The following is a 13,767-nucleotide window of genomic DNA, read 5'->3' as shown; positions in this document are numbered from 1 at the left end:
CTTTAAAATTTGGTTTTTTATCGCGTTGGTTACAATCAGATCTTTTGAATGTAATCGAACAAGCAAAACAGCAACGTTATAATGACGCGGCATAAAAAGAAAACCTTGTCACGTAAGGACGGACAAGGCTTTCTCAAACTCATCAACCTAGAGAGTGCACAATCCGTCCTGTGACGCAACGTTATAGGATTTACAATGATGTGTTCTTTTAAGAATGCGCAAGGTATCACACGTGCATTACGTGGAGTTTGGCATGGGCGTTATGGAACAGCCCGTTGCCCTGCTCATGATGATAGGCTGCCTAGCTTATCCCTTGCCAATGGACATGATGGGCGTCTTTTACTCACTTGTTATGCTGGCTGCTCTTTTAGAGAGATCATACAAGCGCTTATTAGAATTGGCTTGCTTGGAAAACAAGCTTATGATCAGACGCTCTCTTTCTCCAAACAGTTTTGTGCTGATCTCAAACGAGCAAAACAGAAAGCAGAGAGAGCAAAAGCAATTTGGCAACAAAGCCAACCTATTAAAAACACTTTAGCAGAAACCTATTTACGTATGCGGGGTATTACATGTGATTTGCCTCCTGATTTACGCTTTTACGACAAATGTCCACACCCCTCTGGGGGTACATTGCCCGCGTTGGTTGCTCTTGTTAAGGGCGCTGGCTCTTTCGCCATTCATAGAACCTTTTTACAAGCCAATGGTTGCAAAACAGACCAAAAACCAGAAAAAGCCATGTTGGGTTCTGTAACAGGTGGTGGGGTGCATTTAAGCCAAGCCAATCCAAAACATCTGGTCATTTGTGAAGGCATTGAAACCGGTCTGGCTCTTTTGTCTGGGTTGTTATCAGAGCCCGTTGATTTATGGGCGTCCCTTTCAACCCATGGTATGATGCATGTGAATTTACCCGATACTAAAGCTCGTCTCACCATTGCAATGGATGGCGATGATGCGGGTCGTAAAGCAGGTTTTAACCTCGCTGCGCGTGCCTATAGACAAGGCTTTGAGGTTTTTATCATGCAAGCTCCAAAAGGAACCGATTTTAATAACGTATTACTTTCTCAAAAGAAGGAACTATGAAAGAGAGTCATTTACAAAACAACAATGAAAATACCCCCGTCAATGATAACGATAATGCTTGTTTACGGTTGGAAAAGATTTATTGTTGTTAGAAGGGAACGATCCGCTGGGACGCAGTTTGCAGGATTCTGTCCTGCTGCACACGAAACGCTGCGTGCCCAAGAGAGATTAATGCAAGCGTCAAAACAAAAAGCGATAGAAGTCTGGGCGCATTAGGCTGGCATGGAAGTCCCATGTCGCATGGGGCAGCTTTATGCTGCATCTGGCAGAGGCAAAGAGACTTTTTCTTTTAGTTATGACCAAACTTGGTTGAAGAGCGGGCATAGCCAGCTGTTTGATCCAGATTTGCAGCTTTATTCGGGGCTGCAATATACTCGGGAGGATCATGACAATTTTGGCCTTTAGGTACTGGTAATTTTTTAATTAAAAGCAACTGCTTTTAATTAATTTAGGTGGTACTGCGAAAGTAAGCAGACATCCTCGCCTATATAGACTCATTGAGATTATGTTTTATCAAGGGTGATTCTGTGCCAGAAGATTTATAGCATGTTTAAATATAAGGGGGAGGCATGAGTCATAGTTTTGCCGATATTATAAATAATCCTGCATATAATGAAAAATCGTTGGCGCTGGTAGTCGCAGGGACTGCTGAGATAGCGCGGAATGTCATAGATTCACTAATTAATGGTGGTTATTTCGTAGTTTTTACATGGTTCAGTAATGAAACCGCCGTTAGTGATATGAAGCATCGGTACCAAAGTGCTGTCTTGCTAGTTCGCTTGGATTTGACATCTGAGCAAGACGTCGTGCAGTTTTGTGCTGCCTTAGAAAATGTTAGAATTGAGATAGCTATCTACTGTGCTGGTTATAACCCAGCATGTTTGTGCGATGAGCTGGAACCCGAAAATATTAACGCCATCACTCGTCTTAACTATCTGTCAGCCGTGCTGATTTTCAATACGGTAGTCAAAACGATGAAGCAGTATAAAGAAAATGAGACCAAGCTGGTGTTTATCAGTTCGGTGTCCGCAAAAAAAATCAGAGTGGGTAACTCTTTATATGGCTCGACGAAGGCAGCTGTGGAAAGATATCTCTCCGGCATTGCACTGGAAATGGGCCGATTCAATATCAGAACGCTGTGCGTAAGCCCTGGTTATATCAAGACAAAGATGCTTCAGGACTATTGTGCGAAAGAAGGAAGAAGTATTGCTAGCATAGAAAAAACCATCCCAATGAGGAAAATGTTGGCTGCCGAAGATGTTGCGAATGCTATCAATGCGTTTATTAACGGTAAAATTATTACTACAGGCGTTTCATTAACGATCGGGAATGGTGAGGGGATCATCTAATGTATATTACAAAAATTAGCCAGATTTTTAAAGATGTCATGTATCTTGATGAGTCAGAAGAGCTTGATCCGCACAAGTCGCTATTCTCTGATTACGGAATGACTTCGATTGATTATATTGATTTTGCCTTCGAGTTAAAAAAGCACTTCAAGGTTGATGTTAGCCCTGAAAGCCTTTGGCCGGTAAATAAATGGGCCACTACAGAAGCATTTTACTCATTTGATACCAAAGAGTGGACTAGCGAAGGTGTTGCTAAAATCAATGACCTGCTGGGGTTAAAAGAATATGAATCGATTGATAAGAAAATCCAGTTTAAAGAACTCTACTCCTATTTCACGCTGAATTATATCAACCAGCGTATATCAGTTTTAAAGCGCAACTAGCATGACGGAAAGGGTCTATATAAAAAACTATGGTGTGTATCAGCAATTCGCGCCTAATAGTGCAGCGCTGAGCCAGCTGCTCAGTACTGCGGATGACATTAATCCTTGTGATATGGACTATTACCACTTTTCGACACCGTCTATGATAGACAAGAAGCTGGTCAGCAGAGAAGACCGCTCAGTGCTAAATGATATGTCAAAAATGGTAATCAATGCGCTGATAGATTTTCAAAGTAAAGATTGCCTAGCGGAGCATGCAAAAGCTTTTCTATATACTGCATGCGATAGCGAAGACCGCAGCTTTGATTTGCTTTTTGAAATTTGCCGTAAATATAAGGACGATGGTTCAGTCTGGAAGCATATCCAGCAGTATAAGGAGATGAATAATCCTCTGAATACGTTGCGATTGTTGCCAACAAATGTGTTGTATCACATCTCAAAATTGTTATTTGATCATGAGGAAGGGATGCCGTTACGTGCCGCATCATTAAGTGGCCTAGTTGCATTGAAATTGGCTTATGCTGACATCGCTAATATAATTGCAAAAGAGCGAGCGATGGTTATTAGTGCAGCAAATATGCTGAACTTCGATAGTCTGGCTGTCTTTAAAAAATTCGGTGAAATTCGACAAAGTGATAAAGATATTTCTGGTATTATCCCGAGTTGGGGGGCAGCAGTGATGTCTTTAGACAATAACAGTTGCGATGCACTAGCTGAATTAATCTCTGTGACTATTCGTTATTGCCCTAAAGTCAGTTTTGAAGAACGGGACTGGGAAAGCCTGTTGAGTAAACAACGAACGCAACAGGGGGAACCTGATGTTATTGTTAGTTATAACAACGGTATTCGTATGCAACAAATAGCTGAATATTCAGCGCTAGAGAAATTTTTTCCAGGGATACCGGTTGTTAACTATAAATCTAAAACTGGGTACACTGGAAAACTCAATAACATACTGGATATTTTATGCTGTCTTAATGATCCTGCGATTCCCTCGGGGGCCCGAGTTATGCTGACTGGTGCGGCTATCAATTATGGTATCGGAAATATTTGGATAATTAAACACTAAGGGGAGCTTTACAATGAATACCCATTTTGATGCAGATACATTATGTATTAGTGCATATGGGGCTGTTACGCCATTAGGCAGCCACTTGGATGAAATTCACGCCTGCTTTATGCGTGAGAAAAGTGGTATACGGAAGATTAAAAAATTTGATCACCAGTATTTTCAAACACATGAAGCTGGGATTCCTATAGAAGGTAATGAGTTGCTACGCTGGCCTAAAAAAATCCTTCAGAAACGGCGAGCTTTTTTATGCGGGCTTAGCAGCAAAGAGACTGCATGAACAACTGCATTTGCAGGGATATTATCCAGCAGAAGATATTGGCTGTATTGTAGGGATTGATGAATCGGCAATCGATATTGAAAAGTGTATCGGTTTTGCAGACAAGGTTCCCGCCGACGCGGATAAGCAATGCTTGGTCGATGTCGCGCTAGAACATTTTAAAATTGATGAGTTTTTTGATCTCGATACAACTGCGGTTCTAAAAACGATACATGAAATTATCCCGTTTGCGGGCCTCAGCTTTGCTCTTCTAGGCCTTTGTTCTGCATCAACGCAAAGTATCGGCCTCGCGATGCGAGCCATCCGCAATGGTGAAGTTAAAGCGGCGATTTGCGGCGGTGTTTCTGCGAAAGTCACCCCGCTGAATCTTGCGCGATTAGAAGAAATGGGATCAAAACTACAGTGGACCACGGCGTTCGCGGCCTTTTGACCGGCATCGTAGCGGATTTGTTTTAGCGGAGGGCGCAGGTCTGTTTGTTATTGAAAAATTATCTAACGTATTGGCGCGGCAGCGTGAGCCGTTGGCCTATTTATTGGGTTACGGCGGTGCACTTTGCGCACAGCATATTGTAGCGCCGCATAAAGATGATCTCGAAATGCAACTGTCGATGGAACGAGCCATCGAACATGCGGGTATTGACCGTACCGCTATTGATTTTGTGAATACACATGGGACATCGACAGTACAAAATGATCAGCACGAAGCCAGCGCAATCAGAACGGTTTTTGGCGCGCACAACCCAGCGATTGTGGCAACAAAATCTTGGCACGGGCATCTGATTGCTGCTGCCGGTGCGATGGAAATTTTGTGTGTACTGGTTTCTTTTCGGAACAATGTTTTGCCTAAAATTTTGAATTGTGATGAAATCGATCCTCAATTGCCTGCTAGCATTGCGCTTGTGAGGGAGCATCAGTACCGACCGCTTAAATATGCATTGAAAAACTCATTTGGTATGGGTGGTAGCGCAAGCAGCTTGGTTTTAAGGAATCCACAATATCTGTAAGGGACACCTCATGCTAACAATATATTCCTTATTAGAAAGAAACTGGCAAGTGATTTATCATCACAGTCATTATTCGGCAGAGGATGTCAGCATGATGACAAAAGGGTGTGCAGATACCGTAGTTAGATATTTTCGTGATCGCCCGCAAGAGGAGCAAAATAAGCTGTTTGTTTTTGTGATTAGAAATAATTTCGAAGGTCTAATCAGCTATTTTGTTGCGTCTATGCTAAAATTGAAAGCTTGGATCGTCAGTATTCATGATTTAGACATTGTTGATATGCTGGTTGATGCCAATTGCATTGCGGCTGTTGTAATGAGCCATGAAGTTAGGAATATTAGTATCATCAGTCACCGGATTAATATCGCGTTTGATCACTGTTTTTCAACTGTGAACGAAAATCTGGCTGATTTTACAGCATATCCGTGCGCGCATTTCTATTTTTGTACCTCCGGAACAACCAGTAAGCCGAAGTTGATTCAATATCATGAAAATATTCTGATTGAGAATGCCATCGCGGTCAGCCAATCTCTTGGACTAAGTAATGAAGATTGCTCATTGTGTTATTTCCCGGTGCAGTATATGTATGGTCTCTCTACTATGCTATGTGCCTTTTTATCGGATAGCAAACTGGTATTTGAAAAATTTCAAATAAGTAATATTGTTGAACTCGTTTCGCACTATAGCATTACCAACTTGCCTTTAATCGGTGACTGGATGCTGGAAGTAAGCGACATTTTTACCAAAAGCCGAATCCATGTGCAAAATATCTTGAATGCATCCGATCGTTTGCTCACCGTACAAGCATCGGGCATCCTCTCATCATGCACGACGTTATGGAATAACTTCGGTCAGACCGAATCCGGACCGCGCTTGTTTCATAATAAGATCTGTTCGCTACACGATATTGAAAGAACCAGTAAATATGGCGTTGTAGCGCCGGGTAAGGCTTTAGTGAGTGATATAAAAATTGATTTGCGTCCCATTGATCGGGCGGATGCTTCTGATTCAGTGCGCCGTATGTTTTATAAAACGCCTTTCGCGTGTGATGGTTATGTTGATAGTTCCTTGCAATTAAAGCCGCATGATGAATGGTTTGATTCCGGCGACCTGTTTGTTAAAGATGAATCCGAATGCTATTACTGGATAGCCAGAGCCGTTAATGAATTTAAGCACAATGGTAAGTTTATCCCAGTTCAACTGATTTCAAATGACATTATTAAGTATGCTGGATGTTTAAGACATTACTTTTCAAAAGCACAGAACGGCGATCTTTATCTCAACCTTGATATGTCGGCAAATAGTGAGCAGGTTAAAGTCGTTACTAAACTATTGACTGATAAATGGTATCAGTATGCATTTAAAGTAAATATCAGAAAAATTGCCACGACAAATACAGGAAAAATAAAATGTACCGTGTAGATAAAGCTCATGGTGTGAGCAGAGTGTATGTTAATCGCCGTGCAAACAATTATCTGTGCATTGTGAGCCATTCTTTTTATACCTATTTTTTAGCTATTGATAGGCTTCATCGTTATTTGCCTGTATCGACGAGACGTACATCGAGAATGATATTGCACCGTGAAATGGCGAAGGTACTTTTTATCGATATATTTAAACGGATTTTGCCAGATGTAAAGATGTCACACAGTTCTGTGAGCCATGGACGGAGTAAAAGTATTATGTTGGTTAATAACGATCCGCGGATTCGGTCTGTCGGGGTTGATATCGAATTTATTGAGAAAAAAAACTACCGAGACCATTTATGCTAGATTACTGTGAAAAATGCGCGGACTTTCCAGCAGGGCAGGTGCTGGATAATCGGCTATGCACCACAATATTTAGCTGCATGGAGAGCTTGTATAAGGCATTATGCACCATCTCGGCGTGCATTTTTGATATAAATGATTATTTTTTAGTTGAACATGACAGGACGCGATGTGTTTTTCGGTACGTTGGGAATACATTTGCGTTTAAAGGGATGACGTTTATTTGTAACTGCTATTATCTTTGTCAATCTGTGATAACCGTTGTTTTGCTGGATGCATGTTTGCAATCAATTATTTTAGATGACCTCTTATATGAGGACATAACCGTTTCTATACCCAGTTAGTTTTTAACGAGTTTATGGCAATGCCATAACTAGCTTCATTTAGAGGAATATGTGATGAATGATTTACTGGTGAATATCATCCCTGAGCACTATGAAAGGTATGCTACTGAAGGTACATCATCGTGGAATGCGTATTTGATGGAAAGAATTCTGGAAGAAGCATCTGGTGTTACTTCTGCGAAGAAAAAAATTCTCGATATTGGCATGGGAACTGGCCACATGCTTTTCAAACTTTACCGCTCCCAAAAACTCACAGACTATTCCTTTTACGTGGTTGATATCGATCCCCGTATGGTTCAGTTTTGTGTTAAAAAATGTACCGAGTTAAAATACCAGCATGCATTCAACATCATTGAAGCCAGTGTCAGCAATTTACCGTTTCCCGATAACTCCTTTTCAATGATTTATGCCCGTTCCGTAATTCATCACTGGGCTGAACCTAAAAAAGGATTACAGGAGTTGTGCTGTGTTTTAGATCGCGGCGGTCGTATTATCATCCACGACCCCCTAGCTGATTCAGAAGAAACAGCACTGGGTATTTTTAACCAATCACGTCGTGAATGCGGTGTGGCAGCTATGTCCACAGAAGAAAAATTTACATTAACCGGTATCACCGATCTTTTATACGGCTGCGATCTTAGTGAGATGAGCTGGACAGTGACACGTGGAGAAGGTCTAGCAGCTCTGGGTTGTGCAATTTTCATTAAAAAGGTCTGAGTTATCATGGATTATTTCTGTGCTGAAATGTATGCAAAAATGCAACCACGTATAACGGCAATAACTGGCTGCCATGCATTCGATTACATTGCTTTCCGCGATTTGGTTAGGATAAGTACACGCGTTTATTCGACCACTGGGGATAGTGGTTCTTTGACTCAAGTGGACTCTGCGGGTGAACACTTACCGATGCTGATTAGTGCTACAAGCGGCATCACTGGGGCAATGAAAATGGCTAACGTTCGTTTAAAATTCTGTAAGGAAGGGATCAGCTCATCAGAGCGCAATTTAATTCGTAACCTGCGCGCGCGGCAAATATTTTCCCCAGGGGATGTTGTTGGCAACCTGTTTACGATTAATCTGTTTTCATCTTTACACTACTTGGCGTGTGAAATTTTAAAAAATTGCCGTGCACATGTGGTGCCGGTTGGCGATATTGCTCTGCTGCTGAAGAGTCATTTCGAGTTTCTGGCTGAAGTACGGCTCTCGGTACTGTTTGGTGTGCCCAGCACCATCGTTCAGTTCGTTGAAGCTATGCTCAGCCTTGGGGTTCCACTGGCAATTAAAAAAGTGGTCTTTACTGGTGAATCGATGCTGAGCGTGCATGAAAACTATCTGCGCGAGATGCTGGGCGCCGATCTGCGGATAATTGGTTTATATGGTTTGTCGGAGTGCGGTTTCATTGGTATGTCCGCCGAAGGGCGGCTTAATCGGTACCTGCTCTTCAGCGATGATTTCTTCTTTGAATATGAAGATAAGAGAGGGCTGCTAGTGACATCGCTGGATCCCGATGTCTCGCGCAAACTTATCAGATATTCCGTGGGCGATATGGGCACATTATCCGTTGAAAATGGTGACCTCTATTTTGAAGGTATTAAACGCAATGCTGTTGATTTTAATTTCATGGGAAATTTGATTAGCCATGAAAAAATATTCAAAATTATTAATCGAAGGTTGCCCGATGTGATTGTTCAAATTGTATTGTCTTTATCCGCGGATAGACAAGAGATTATGGATATTAAAATCTGCTGCGAAGTATTTCACAACCTTGATTTGTCCGAACTAACTGAGGAAATCTATCATTTGCCGGATATTTATGAAGCCTATATGAAAAAGCGCGGGCGTATTAATCTCACCCTCGTCGAATATAGCGATTTGCTTTTCTCATCCAGAGGGAAATGCCTGCTAGTTTATGACGCAAGGGAGTCCTGTAATGCAACTTGATAATTTGTGTAATGAAATTGTATCAGGGAATTCGCATACGATAAATGTCAACATCAGGTTTTATAGCGTGTCACCGGAGCAGCAGGAGTAAATCATGTCAGATGATGTTATTGATAATTATGATTTAGATAATAACGTATTGTTTATTCGTGGATGTAATTTGATTGATATTGCCGATGAAAACCGTTATTTGCAGAACGCATGGTTTGCACTGACCGGCAACCTTCTTAATGAAGAACAGATGGATCGGCTGATTCAGAATGCTAACGCCGAACTGCAAAAGACGAACCCTACAGCCAAACTGCAGGCGATGCATCAACTGATCAATGCATTGCCATCTTTGAGTTTAACGCAGCGATTTATGATGTTATTATCGCAAGTTGAGGTTTCGGCGGCTCAGGGTAAGGTCATGGCTCCCGTAAGCGACGGTAGTTGTCTTAAAATTATCTTGCTGATGCCGTGGATTATTGCATTGGCGCGCTCTTCCCAACAGTTTTCCGATTTTCCGGCGATCGAAAATTGCAATACCTTTGAGCGTGCTTTTTGGTTAGCATTAACTAGCAAGGAAGCTTCTTCCGACTGGGATATTGATATGCTTTGCCGGTGCATGTCTCTACTGCTGGGCGGGTTTGGTATTGTGACACCTACAACCACCACGATAAGATTTATTGCCAGTACCAAGAGCGACGTCATTTCTGCACTAATCGGTGGGTTTTGTGCCACTGGCCCCGCGCATATGGGAGCCTGCAAATATGCTATCATACGACTTTCTAGTGTCCTCCATGAGATTGAAGCCGGGAATCTTGAGGCGGCGGTAACGCATTATTGCAAAGACAAACCCTGGCCAGGGTTTGGTCACCCGATTATGCAACGGGATGTCCGGGTTGATTACTTTTTTTCACGCTTTCAGGTGCCTATGCGTCCCTTCAGTTCGCTTGCGCGATCTATTTCAGACAATACAGGACTGCAACCCAATGTCGATTTTCTAATTGCAAGCATCATGAGCAAACATCGGGCTTCTCCTGAGCTGGGATTGTTGGCTTTTTTCGTTTGTCGTATGCCGATACTTCTCGTGCACTATCAAGCGCGGTTTAGTGCTCATTCCTTCGGTTTATCATCAAAGGATTTAAGAAAAAAATATAAAAAGGTCCCCAAATTATGGCTATAAAACATCACACCAAGCCAAATTTCTTGGGTATATGTCAGAGTATCACTTTAACCGCACCGATGCGTGCTTGCGGGCAAATCGATATTTCTCACTGGGAGTTAGCCCATAACTATTTAAAACAGGGCTTGTTACTCGAAGCCTTGCATCAGTTTTCAGTTCGATTCGCCACCATGGTGGCTAAAAACTTGGATCTCACTTATCGCTATCTCCCTGTTATGGTTGAACAGTTTTTCTCTACCACCCATTTTGATAGCGATCGGTTATGCGTTGAAGGACATATTGAACGCATTAATGAGGCCTACCGTATTCACTGTAAGGCTAGCACATATGACAATGGAAAGGCCGTTATTGCGCAGGCAATCATCATGGTCAGTAAGGTCTGCTTCTTTAGCTCGTGTTCTGAGAAAGCCGCTCTTCCATTACTAGGCGATTTATGTAAGATTTCCTCCGTAACCGGAGATTCTTGTACTTTTTCCTTTAATGCGCATCACCCGCTTTTTGAGGAACATTTCCCCTCCCGCGCCGTATGTCCTGGTTCACTATTGATTGAGATGGTTCTGGCTTTAGCCACGCAGGGTAGGACGAAAAATATCGCATCTGTTGCGCTGAAAAAAGTAAAGTTCATTGAAGCAGTTTATCCGGGAGATACCTATCGGTTGACCATTAAACAGGATACAGAGTATGAACCGGGTGGCGTTTTTTATATTCATACGGAAACTAAAAAACGAAGCACTTGCGGTAAGTTTTCTATCAAATATAAAAAGGAGGATGCGCCATGTTTAACATAATAATCTCTTTTATTCCGTGGAGTATTTACTCCTGGGTTATCAATGGAAACGTTTTAACTCTGGTCGAACGCTCTCTCATCTTAACTGTGATTTTATTGTTCATTATTTCTGTGAATATTAAAATTATCCGACAGGGAGAACCCGTGATGATTACTAACATTCTGACATTTATTGTCCTGTTTGTTAATTATTTCGCTGGATGGTCTACACTTTTACTGAACTACCCCACAGTTTTTTGCTATCTGTCACTTGCTCTGGTTTCATTGATTAGCTTGCTGGTAAAGAAACCCTTTACCATTTTTTATGCCAGTGCTGGTGTTTCTGAAGAAAAACGCAAACATATCCTATTTTATCTCATCAATAAATATATCACATGGATTTGGGTAATCATCTTTTTTGCCAATGGTCTTCTAGTGGCTTTTTTTACATGGACCCTCCAGATTTGGTTAATCACTAAGGGTTTAATTTGTGCTGGTATTCTTTTTTCTAAATATCTTCCTAACATCATGCAATATTTTTATCGCATCAAACATCATGGAGCATAATATGTCATTGTTTAACATTCTGACCGGAACCCCTTTATGGGCCTGGATTTTGCTTATTTTTCTCATCGCGAGGGGAATAATCGCATTGAAAGATAGGGAAACGAAGGTTTACCGCCTTTTTCTCTTGCCGTTAGTCTTTCTTTTTTTGGGCGCAAGCGATGTGATTAACCAGCTGGCTTTCCCACGCTGGGGAGCAATCGCAATGTTGGCAGGGCTGATGATCGGCTTTGGCGTTGGCTGGTTGCTCTGGCGTGCTACTGCGCGTTTAAAAATCAAAGAGGGAACGGATTTCATTATTCGGCATGGTACGCCGTTGACGCTGATATTTATTCTTATCGCTTTTGTCATCAAATTCACATTGATTGTTTTTCTCAATATTGAACCTGATTTGAAATATGCATTTGATTTTAATCTTCTTTTTGGTCTTTTAAGTGGGTTCACTGATGGTGTGTTTTGGGGCGGCACATTAAATTTATATATAGCATTTCGAAAGAATCCAAATTAATCCCTATATCATTAGCTGTGGGTGCTTCCCATTAGAACTATCTCAATAGAAGCTTATTCCTAACAACAACGCTGCATACAAATGCAGCGTTGCCTCGTAGTTTCAGATTTTTTTATCCCAGCGCGTGAAGAGGTGAGGGAAGTAATATATCTGACTATGCCCCCTTGGGGAAGAGCGAGCCTAAAGGTTTAGAAAGCTATGAGTTTGAGCTAGCTGGACTTTGAGCAGATGGTTTATCGCTCATGGGAAATCATTTTGTTTTACGATTCAAAAAGAGGATAGTGATGGTCTCATTGGCGTAGGGGGGCAAGAAAACTGTTAGCTTGGCAATGCGTCAACAATTTGTAGAACTATGTTGTGGGACCCCTACGCAAAGCCGTTGCTATGATGGCATGATGCTTTTGTCAAGCATTATGATATGGGGAGGAACCGGTGTTTAAGGGTGCAACTGCGGTCACTATACGATCCAGTAGCATTACGTTTTTACGTTTGAGTATTTAGGAGCGGTAGACTCTGTACAGGCTATGCGTGCAATATGTGATGCACGCTTGTGGGAATCAGTGTGCCATTATTGCGTTGTGCATGCAACCCTCTAGCTAGTACTTCATTGGTAAGGTTGTTTTTTGAAGCTGATTAATTATCTGGGTGTTTTTTAAGAGAACGTTAGCACTGATGTATCGCGTGCCGTACCAAGAAATCTTCTAAAAAAAATTATTAAAAATACTAAAAATAAAAGCAGGCTTTATTCAAGCCGGTGGAAACTTAAATATCCAAACCAACACTCTAAAAAACGAAGCTGATAGCACGCCCGTCATCACGGAAAAAACGGAATATAGCGATATTTCATTCGAAAAACCAAAGGGTTCTGATCAACTCAGTGATGGGATGTTATATCAAGATGGTCCCAACCTTTGGGGAAAGGGTCACTTTGAGGATAGAACAATAGTTATTGCACACCAGTATATACCTAGGGAAGTATTTGTATTTGATAAAAATCTTTGGGCTAACAAAGAAGAAACGTATGGCACGGCAACTTTGGAAGATGGAGCATTTTATAGGGCATTTACTTGGAAATATGATAAAACAAAAAGTAATATAAGATGGTATCAATGGAATAATCAGTCACATATGACAGAAGAAACTGTCACGCAGGGGTTTTCGCATAAGCCCACTATTCAGGGGATGATACAATCTCACGGCAATCTCATCATTAACGCCGATAACATTGACAACCATTATAGCTCTATGAGAGCAGGGGGAAATGCCGATATCCACGCCAATGTGCTGACCAATTTAGGGGCAACGGCTTATAAAAACACTTATCTTGGTTGTCAGGCTAATACAGACAGTTGTTATGGTTATAAAGCTGATGGAAGCCGCGATGTTTCTTTAGATATAGCCAATGGCAAGGATCGCCAGATTGGTTCAGAAGCTTTGGAGAGCGTTCCTGGTCTTGTCCAAGCGGGCGGCACTTTAAATCTGGTGGTCGATCAACTCAATAACACGGCAGCGGAAGGTTCGATTACAGGGGATGCGCATTTTGA

General features: G+C 41.8%; 16 protein-coding genes and 2 pseudogenes. All 18 read left to right on the top strand.

Annotated features, from left to right (window positions below; translation table 11 throughout):
- Positions 1 to 95, top strand: a pseudogene (locus tag ACFINE_RS08400) (DNA-binding protein); the annotation flags it as partial.
- A gap of 100 nt (positions 96 to 195) precedes the next feature.
- A complete protein-coding gene (locus ACFINE_RS08395) occupies positions 196 to 1,080 on the top strand; it encodes a toprim domain-containing protein (protein ID WP_375621712.1) in 885 nt (294 codons plus the stop codon).
- A 42-nt stretch (positions 1,081 to 1,122) separates the two neighbouring features.
- Entirely contained in the window at positions 1,123 to 1,296 is a 174-nt protein-coding gene (locus ACFINE_RS08390) for a hypothetical protein (protein ID WP_375621711.1), read from the top strand.
- 353 nt (positions 1,297 to 1,649) lie between these two features.
- Positions 1,650 to 2,429: an SDR family NAD(P)-dependent oxidoreductase gene (locus tag ACFINE_RS08385; protein ID WP_375621710.1), complete on the top strand. Its 780-nt coding sequence runs from the start codon at positions 1,650 to 1,652 to the stop codon at positions 2,427 to 2,429.
- Positions 2,429 to 2,812, top strand: a complete 384-nt coding sequence (locus ACFINE_RS08380) for an acyl carrier protein (RefSeq protein WP_375621709.1) — start codon at positions 2,429 to 2,431, stop codon at positions 2,810 to 2,812. Before ACFINE_RS08385 ends, ACFINE_RS08380 begins: the two co-directional genes overlap by 1 nt.
- A 1-nt stretch (position 2,813) precedes the next feature.
- Positions 2,814 to 3,881, top strand: coding sequence for a hypothetical protein (locus tag ACFINE_RS08375; protein ID WP_375621708.1), 1,068 nt, complete (start codon positions 2,814 to 2,816; stop codon positions 3,879 to 3,881).
- Between the two features lie 13 nt (positions 3,882 to 3,894).
- Positions 3,895 to 4,161, top strand: a complete 267-nt coding sequence (locus ACFINE_RS08370; RefSeq protein ID WP_375621707.1) for a hypothetical protein — start codon at positions 3,895 to 3,897, stop codon at positions 4,159 to 4,161.
- Positions 4,079 to 4,591 carry a beta-ketoacyl synthase N-terminal-like domain-containing protein gene (locus ACFINE_RS08365; RefSeq protein WP_375621706.1) on the top strand — a complete coding sequence of 171 codons (513 nt, stop codon included), beginning with the start codon at positions 4,079 to 4,081 and terminating at the stop codon, positions 4,589 to 4,591. Before ACFINE_RS08370 ends, ACFINE_RS08365 begins: the two co-directional genes overlap by 83 nt.
- A 70-nt stretch (positions 4,592 to 4,661) precedes the next feature.
- Entirely contained in the window at positions 4,662 to 5,165 is a 504-nt protein-coding gene (locus ACFINE_RS08360; protein ID WP_375621705.1) for a hypothetical protein, read from the top strand.
- 10 nt (positions 5,166 to 5,175) lie between these two features.
- Complete coding sequence (locus tag ACFINE_RS08355; protein ID WP_375621704.1) at positions 5,176 to 6,585, top strand: AMP-binding protein; 1,410 nt, start codon at positions 5,176 to 5,178, stop codon at positions 6,583 to 6,585.
- Positions 6,573 to 6,935 (top strand): hypothetical protein, encoded by a 363-nt coding sequence (locus ACFINE_RS08350; protein ID WP_375621703.1) that lies wholly within the window; start codon positions 6,573 to 6,575, stop codon positions 6,933 to 6,935. Before ACFINE_RS08355 ends, ACFINE_RS08350 begins: the two co-directional genes overlap by 13 nt.
- 395 nt (positions 6,936 to 7,330) lie before the next feature.
- Positions 7,331 to 7,993: a class I SAM-dependent methyltransferase gene (locus ACFINE_RS08345; protein ID WP_375621702.1), complete on the top strand. Its 663-nt coding sequence runs from the start codon at positions 7,331 to 7,333 to the stop codon at positions 7,991 to 7,993.
- A 6-nt stretch (positions 7,994 to 7,999) separates the two neighbouring features.
- Positions 8,000 to 9,217 carry a hypothetical protein gene (locus ACFINE_RS08340; RefSeq protein WP_375621701.1) on the top strand — a complete coding sequence of 406 codons (1,218 nt, stop codon included), beginning with the start codon at positions 8,000 to 8,002 and terminating at the stop codon, positions 9,215 to 9,217.
- A gap of 94 nt (positions 9,218 to 9,311) precedes the next feature.
- On the top strand, positions 9,312 to 10,385 hold the full coding sequence (locus ACFINE_RS08335; protein ID WP_375621700.1) for a citrate/2-methylcitrate synthase: 1,074 nt from the start codon (positions 9,312 to 9,314) through the stop codon (positions 10,383 to 10,385).
- Positions 10,376 to 11,173, top strand: a complete 798-nt coding sequence (locus ACFINE_RS08330) for a beta-hydroxyacyl-ACP dehydratase (protein ID WP_375621699.1) — start codon at positions 10,376 to 10,378, stop codon at positions 11,171 to 11,173. The genes ACFINE_RS08335 and ACFINE_RS08330 overlap by 10 nt, the downstream gene beginning before the upstream one ends.
- A gap of 146 nt (positions 11,174 to 11,319) precedes the next feature.
- A complete protein-coding gene (locus ACFINE_RS08325) occupies positions 11,320 to 11,718 on the top strand; it encodes a hypothetical protein (RefSeq protein WP_375621698.1) in 399 nt (132 codons plus the stop codon).
- Between the two features lies 1 nt (position 11,719).
- Positions 11,720 to 12,223 carry a hypothetical protein gene (locus ACFINE_RS08320; protein WP_375621697.1) on the top strand — a complete coding sequence of 168 codons (504 nt, stop codon included), beginning with the start codon at positions 11,720 to 11,722 and terminating at the stop codon, positions 12,221 to 12,223.
- A 732-nt stretch (positions 12,224 to 12,955) separates the two neighbouring features.
- A pseudogene (locus tag ACFINE_RS08315) lies at positions 12,956 to 13,767 on the top strand (filamentous hemagglutinin); the annotation flags it as partial.

Origin of the sequence: Bartonella sp. AA97HXZ (genome assembly GCF_042196985.1) — a bacterium.
GTDB lineage: Bacteria > Pseudomonadota > Alphaproteobacteria > Rhizobiales > Rhizobiaceae > Bartonella.
The sequence above is the reverse complement of the archived record's forward strand: the minus strand, read 5'-3'. Positions and strand labels throughout refer to the sequence as shown.

What these genes read in the sequence shown, in the direction of transcription:
- ACFINE_RS08345 (WP_375621702.1), top strand. Translation starts at nt 7,331, where the DNA reads ATGAATGATTTACTGGTGAATATCATCCCTGAGCACTATGAAAGGTAT.
- ACFINE_RS08385 (WP_375621710.1), top strand. Translation starts at nt 1,650, where the DNA reads ATGAGTCATAGTTTTGCCGATATTATAAATAATCCTGCATATAATGAA.
- ACFINE_RS08355 (WP_375621704.1), top strand. Translation starts at nt 5,176, where the DNA reads ATGCTAACAATATATTCCTTATTAGAAAGAAACTGGCAAGTGATTTAT.
- ACFINE_RS08365 (WP_375621706.1), top strand. Translation starts at nt 4,079, where the DNA reads ATGAGTTGCTACGCTGGCCTAAAAAAATCCTTCAGAAACGGCGAGCTT.
- ACFINE_RS08330 (WP_375621699.1), top strand. Translation starts at nt 10,376, where the DNA reads ATGGCTATAAAACATCACACCAAGCCAAATTTCTTGGGTATATGTCAG.
- ACFINE_RS08325 (WP_375621698.1), top strand. Translation starts at nt 11,320, where the DNA reads ATGATTACTAACATTCTGACATTTATTGTCCTGTTTGTTAATTATTTC.
- ACFINE_RS08320 (WP_375621697.1), top strand. Translation starts at nt 11,720, where the DNA reads ATGTCATTGTTTAACATTCTGACCGGAACCCCTTTATGGGCCTGGATT.
- ACFINE_RS08350 (WP_375621703.1), top strand. Translation starts at nt 6,573, where the DNA reads ATGTACCGTGTAGATAAAGCTCATGGTGTGAGCAGAGTGTATGTTAAT.
- ACFINE_RS08335 (WP_375621700.1), top strand. Translation starts at nt 9,312, where the DNA reads ATGTCAGATGATGTTATTGATAATTATGATTTAGATAATAACGTATTG.
- ACFINE_RS08375 (WP_375621708.1), top strand. Translation starts at nt 2,814, where the DNA reads ATGACGGAAAGGGTCTATATAAAAAACTATGGTGTGTATCAGCAATTC.
- ACFINE_RS08340 (WP_375621701.1), top strand. Translation starts at nt 8,000, where the DNA reads ATGGATTATTTCTGTGCTGAAATGTATGCAAAAATGCAACCACGTATA.
- ACFINE_RS08395 (WP_375621712.1), top strand. Translation starts at nt 196, where the DNA reads ATGATGTGTTCTTTTAAGAATGCGCAAGGTATCACACGTGCATTACGT.
- ACFINE_RS08370 (WP_375621707.1), top strand. Translation starts at nt 3,895, where the DNA reads ATGAATACCCATTTTGATGCAGATACATTATGTATTAGTGCATATGGG.
- ACFINE_RS08380 (WP_375621709.1), top strand. Translation starts at nt 2,429, where the DNA reads ATGTATATTACAAAAATTAGCCAGATTTTTAAAGATGTCATGTATCTT.
- ACFINE_RS08390 (WP_375621711.1), top strand. Translation starts at nt 1,123, where the DNA reads ATGATAACGATAATGCTTGTTTACGGTTGGAAAAGATTTATTGTTGTT.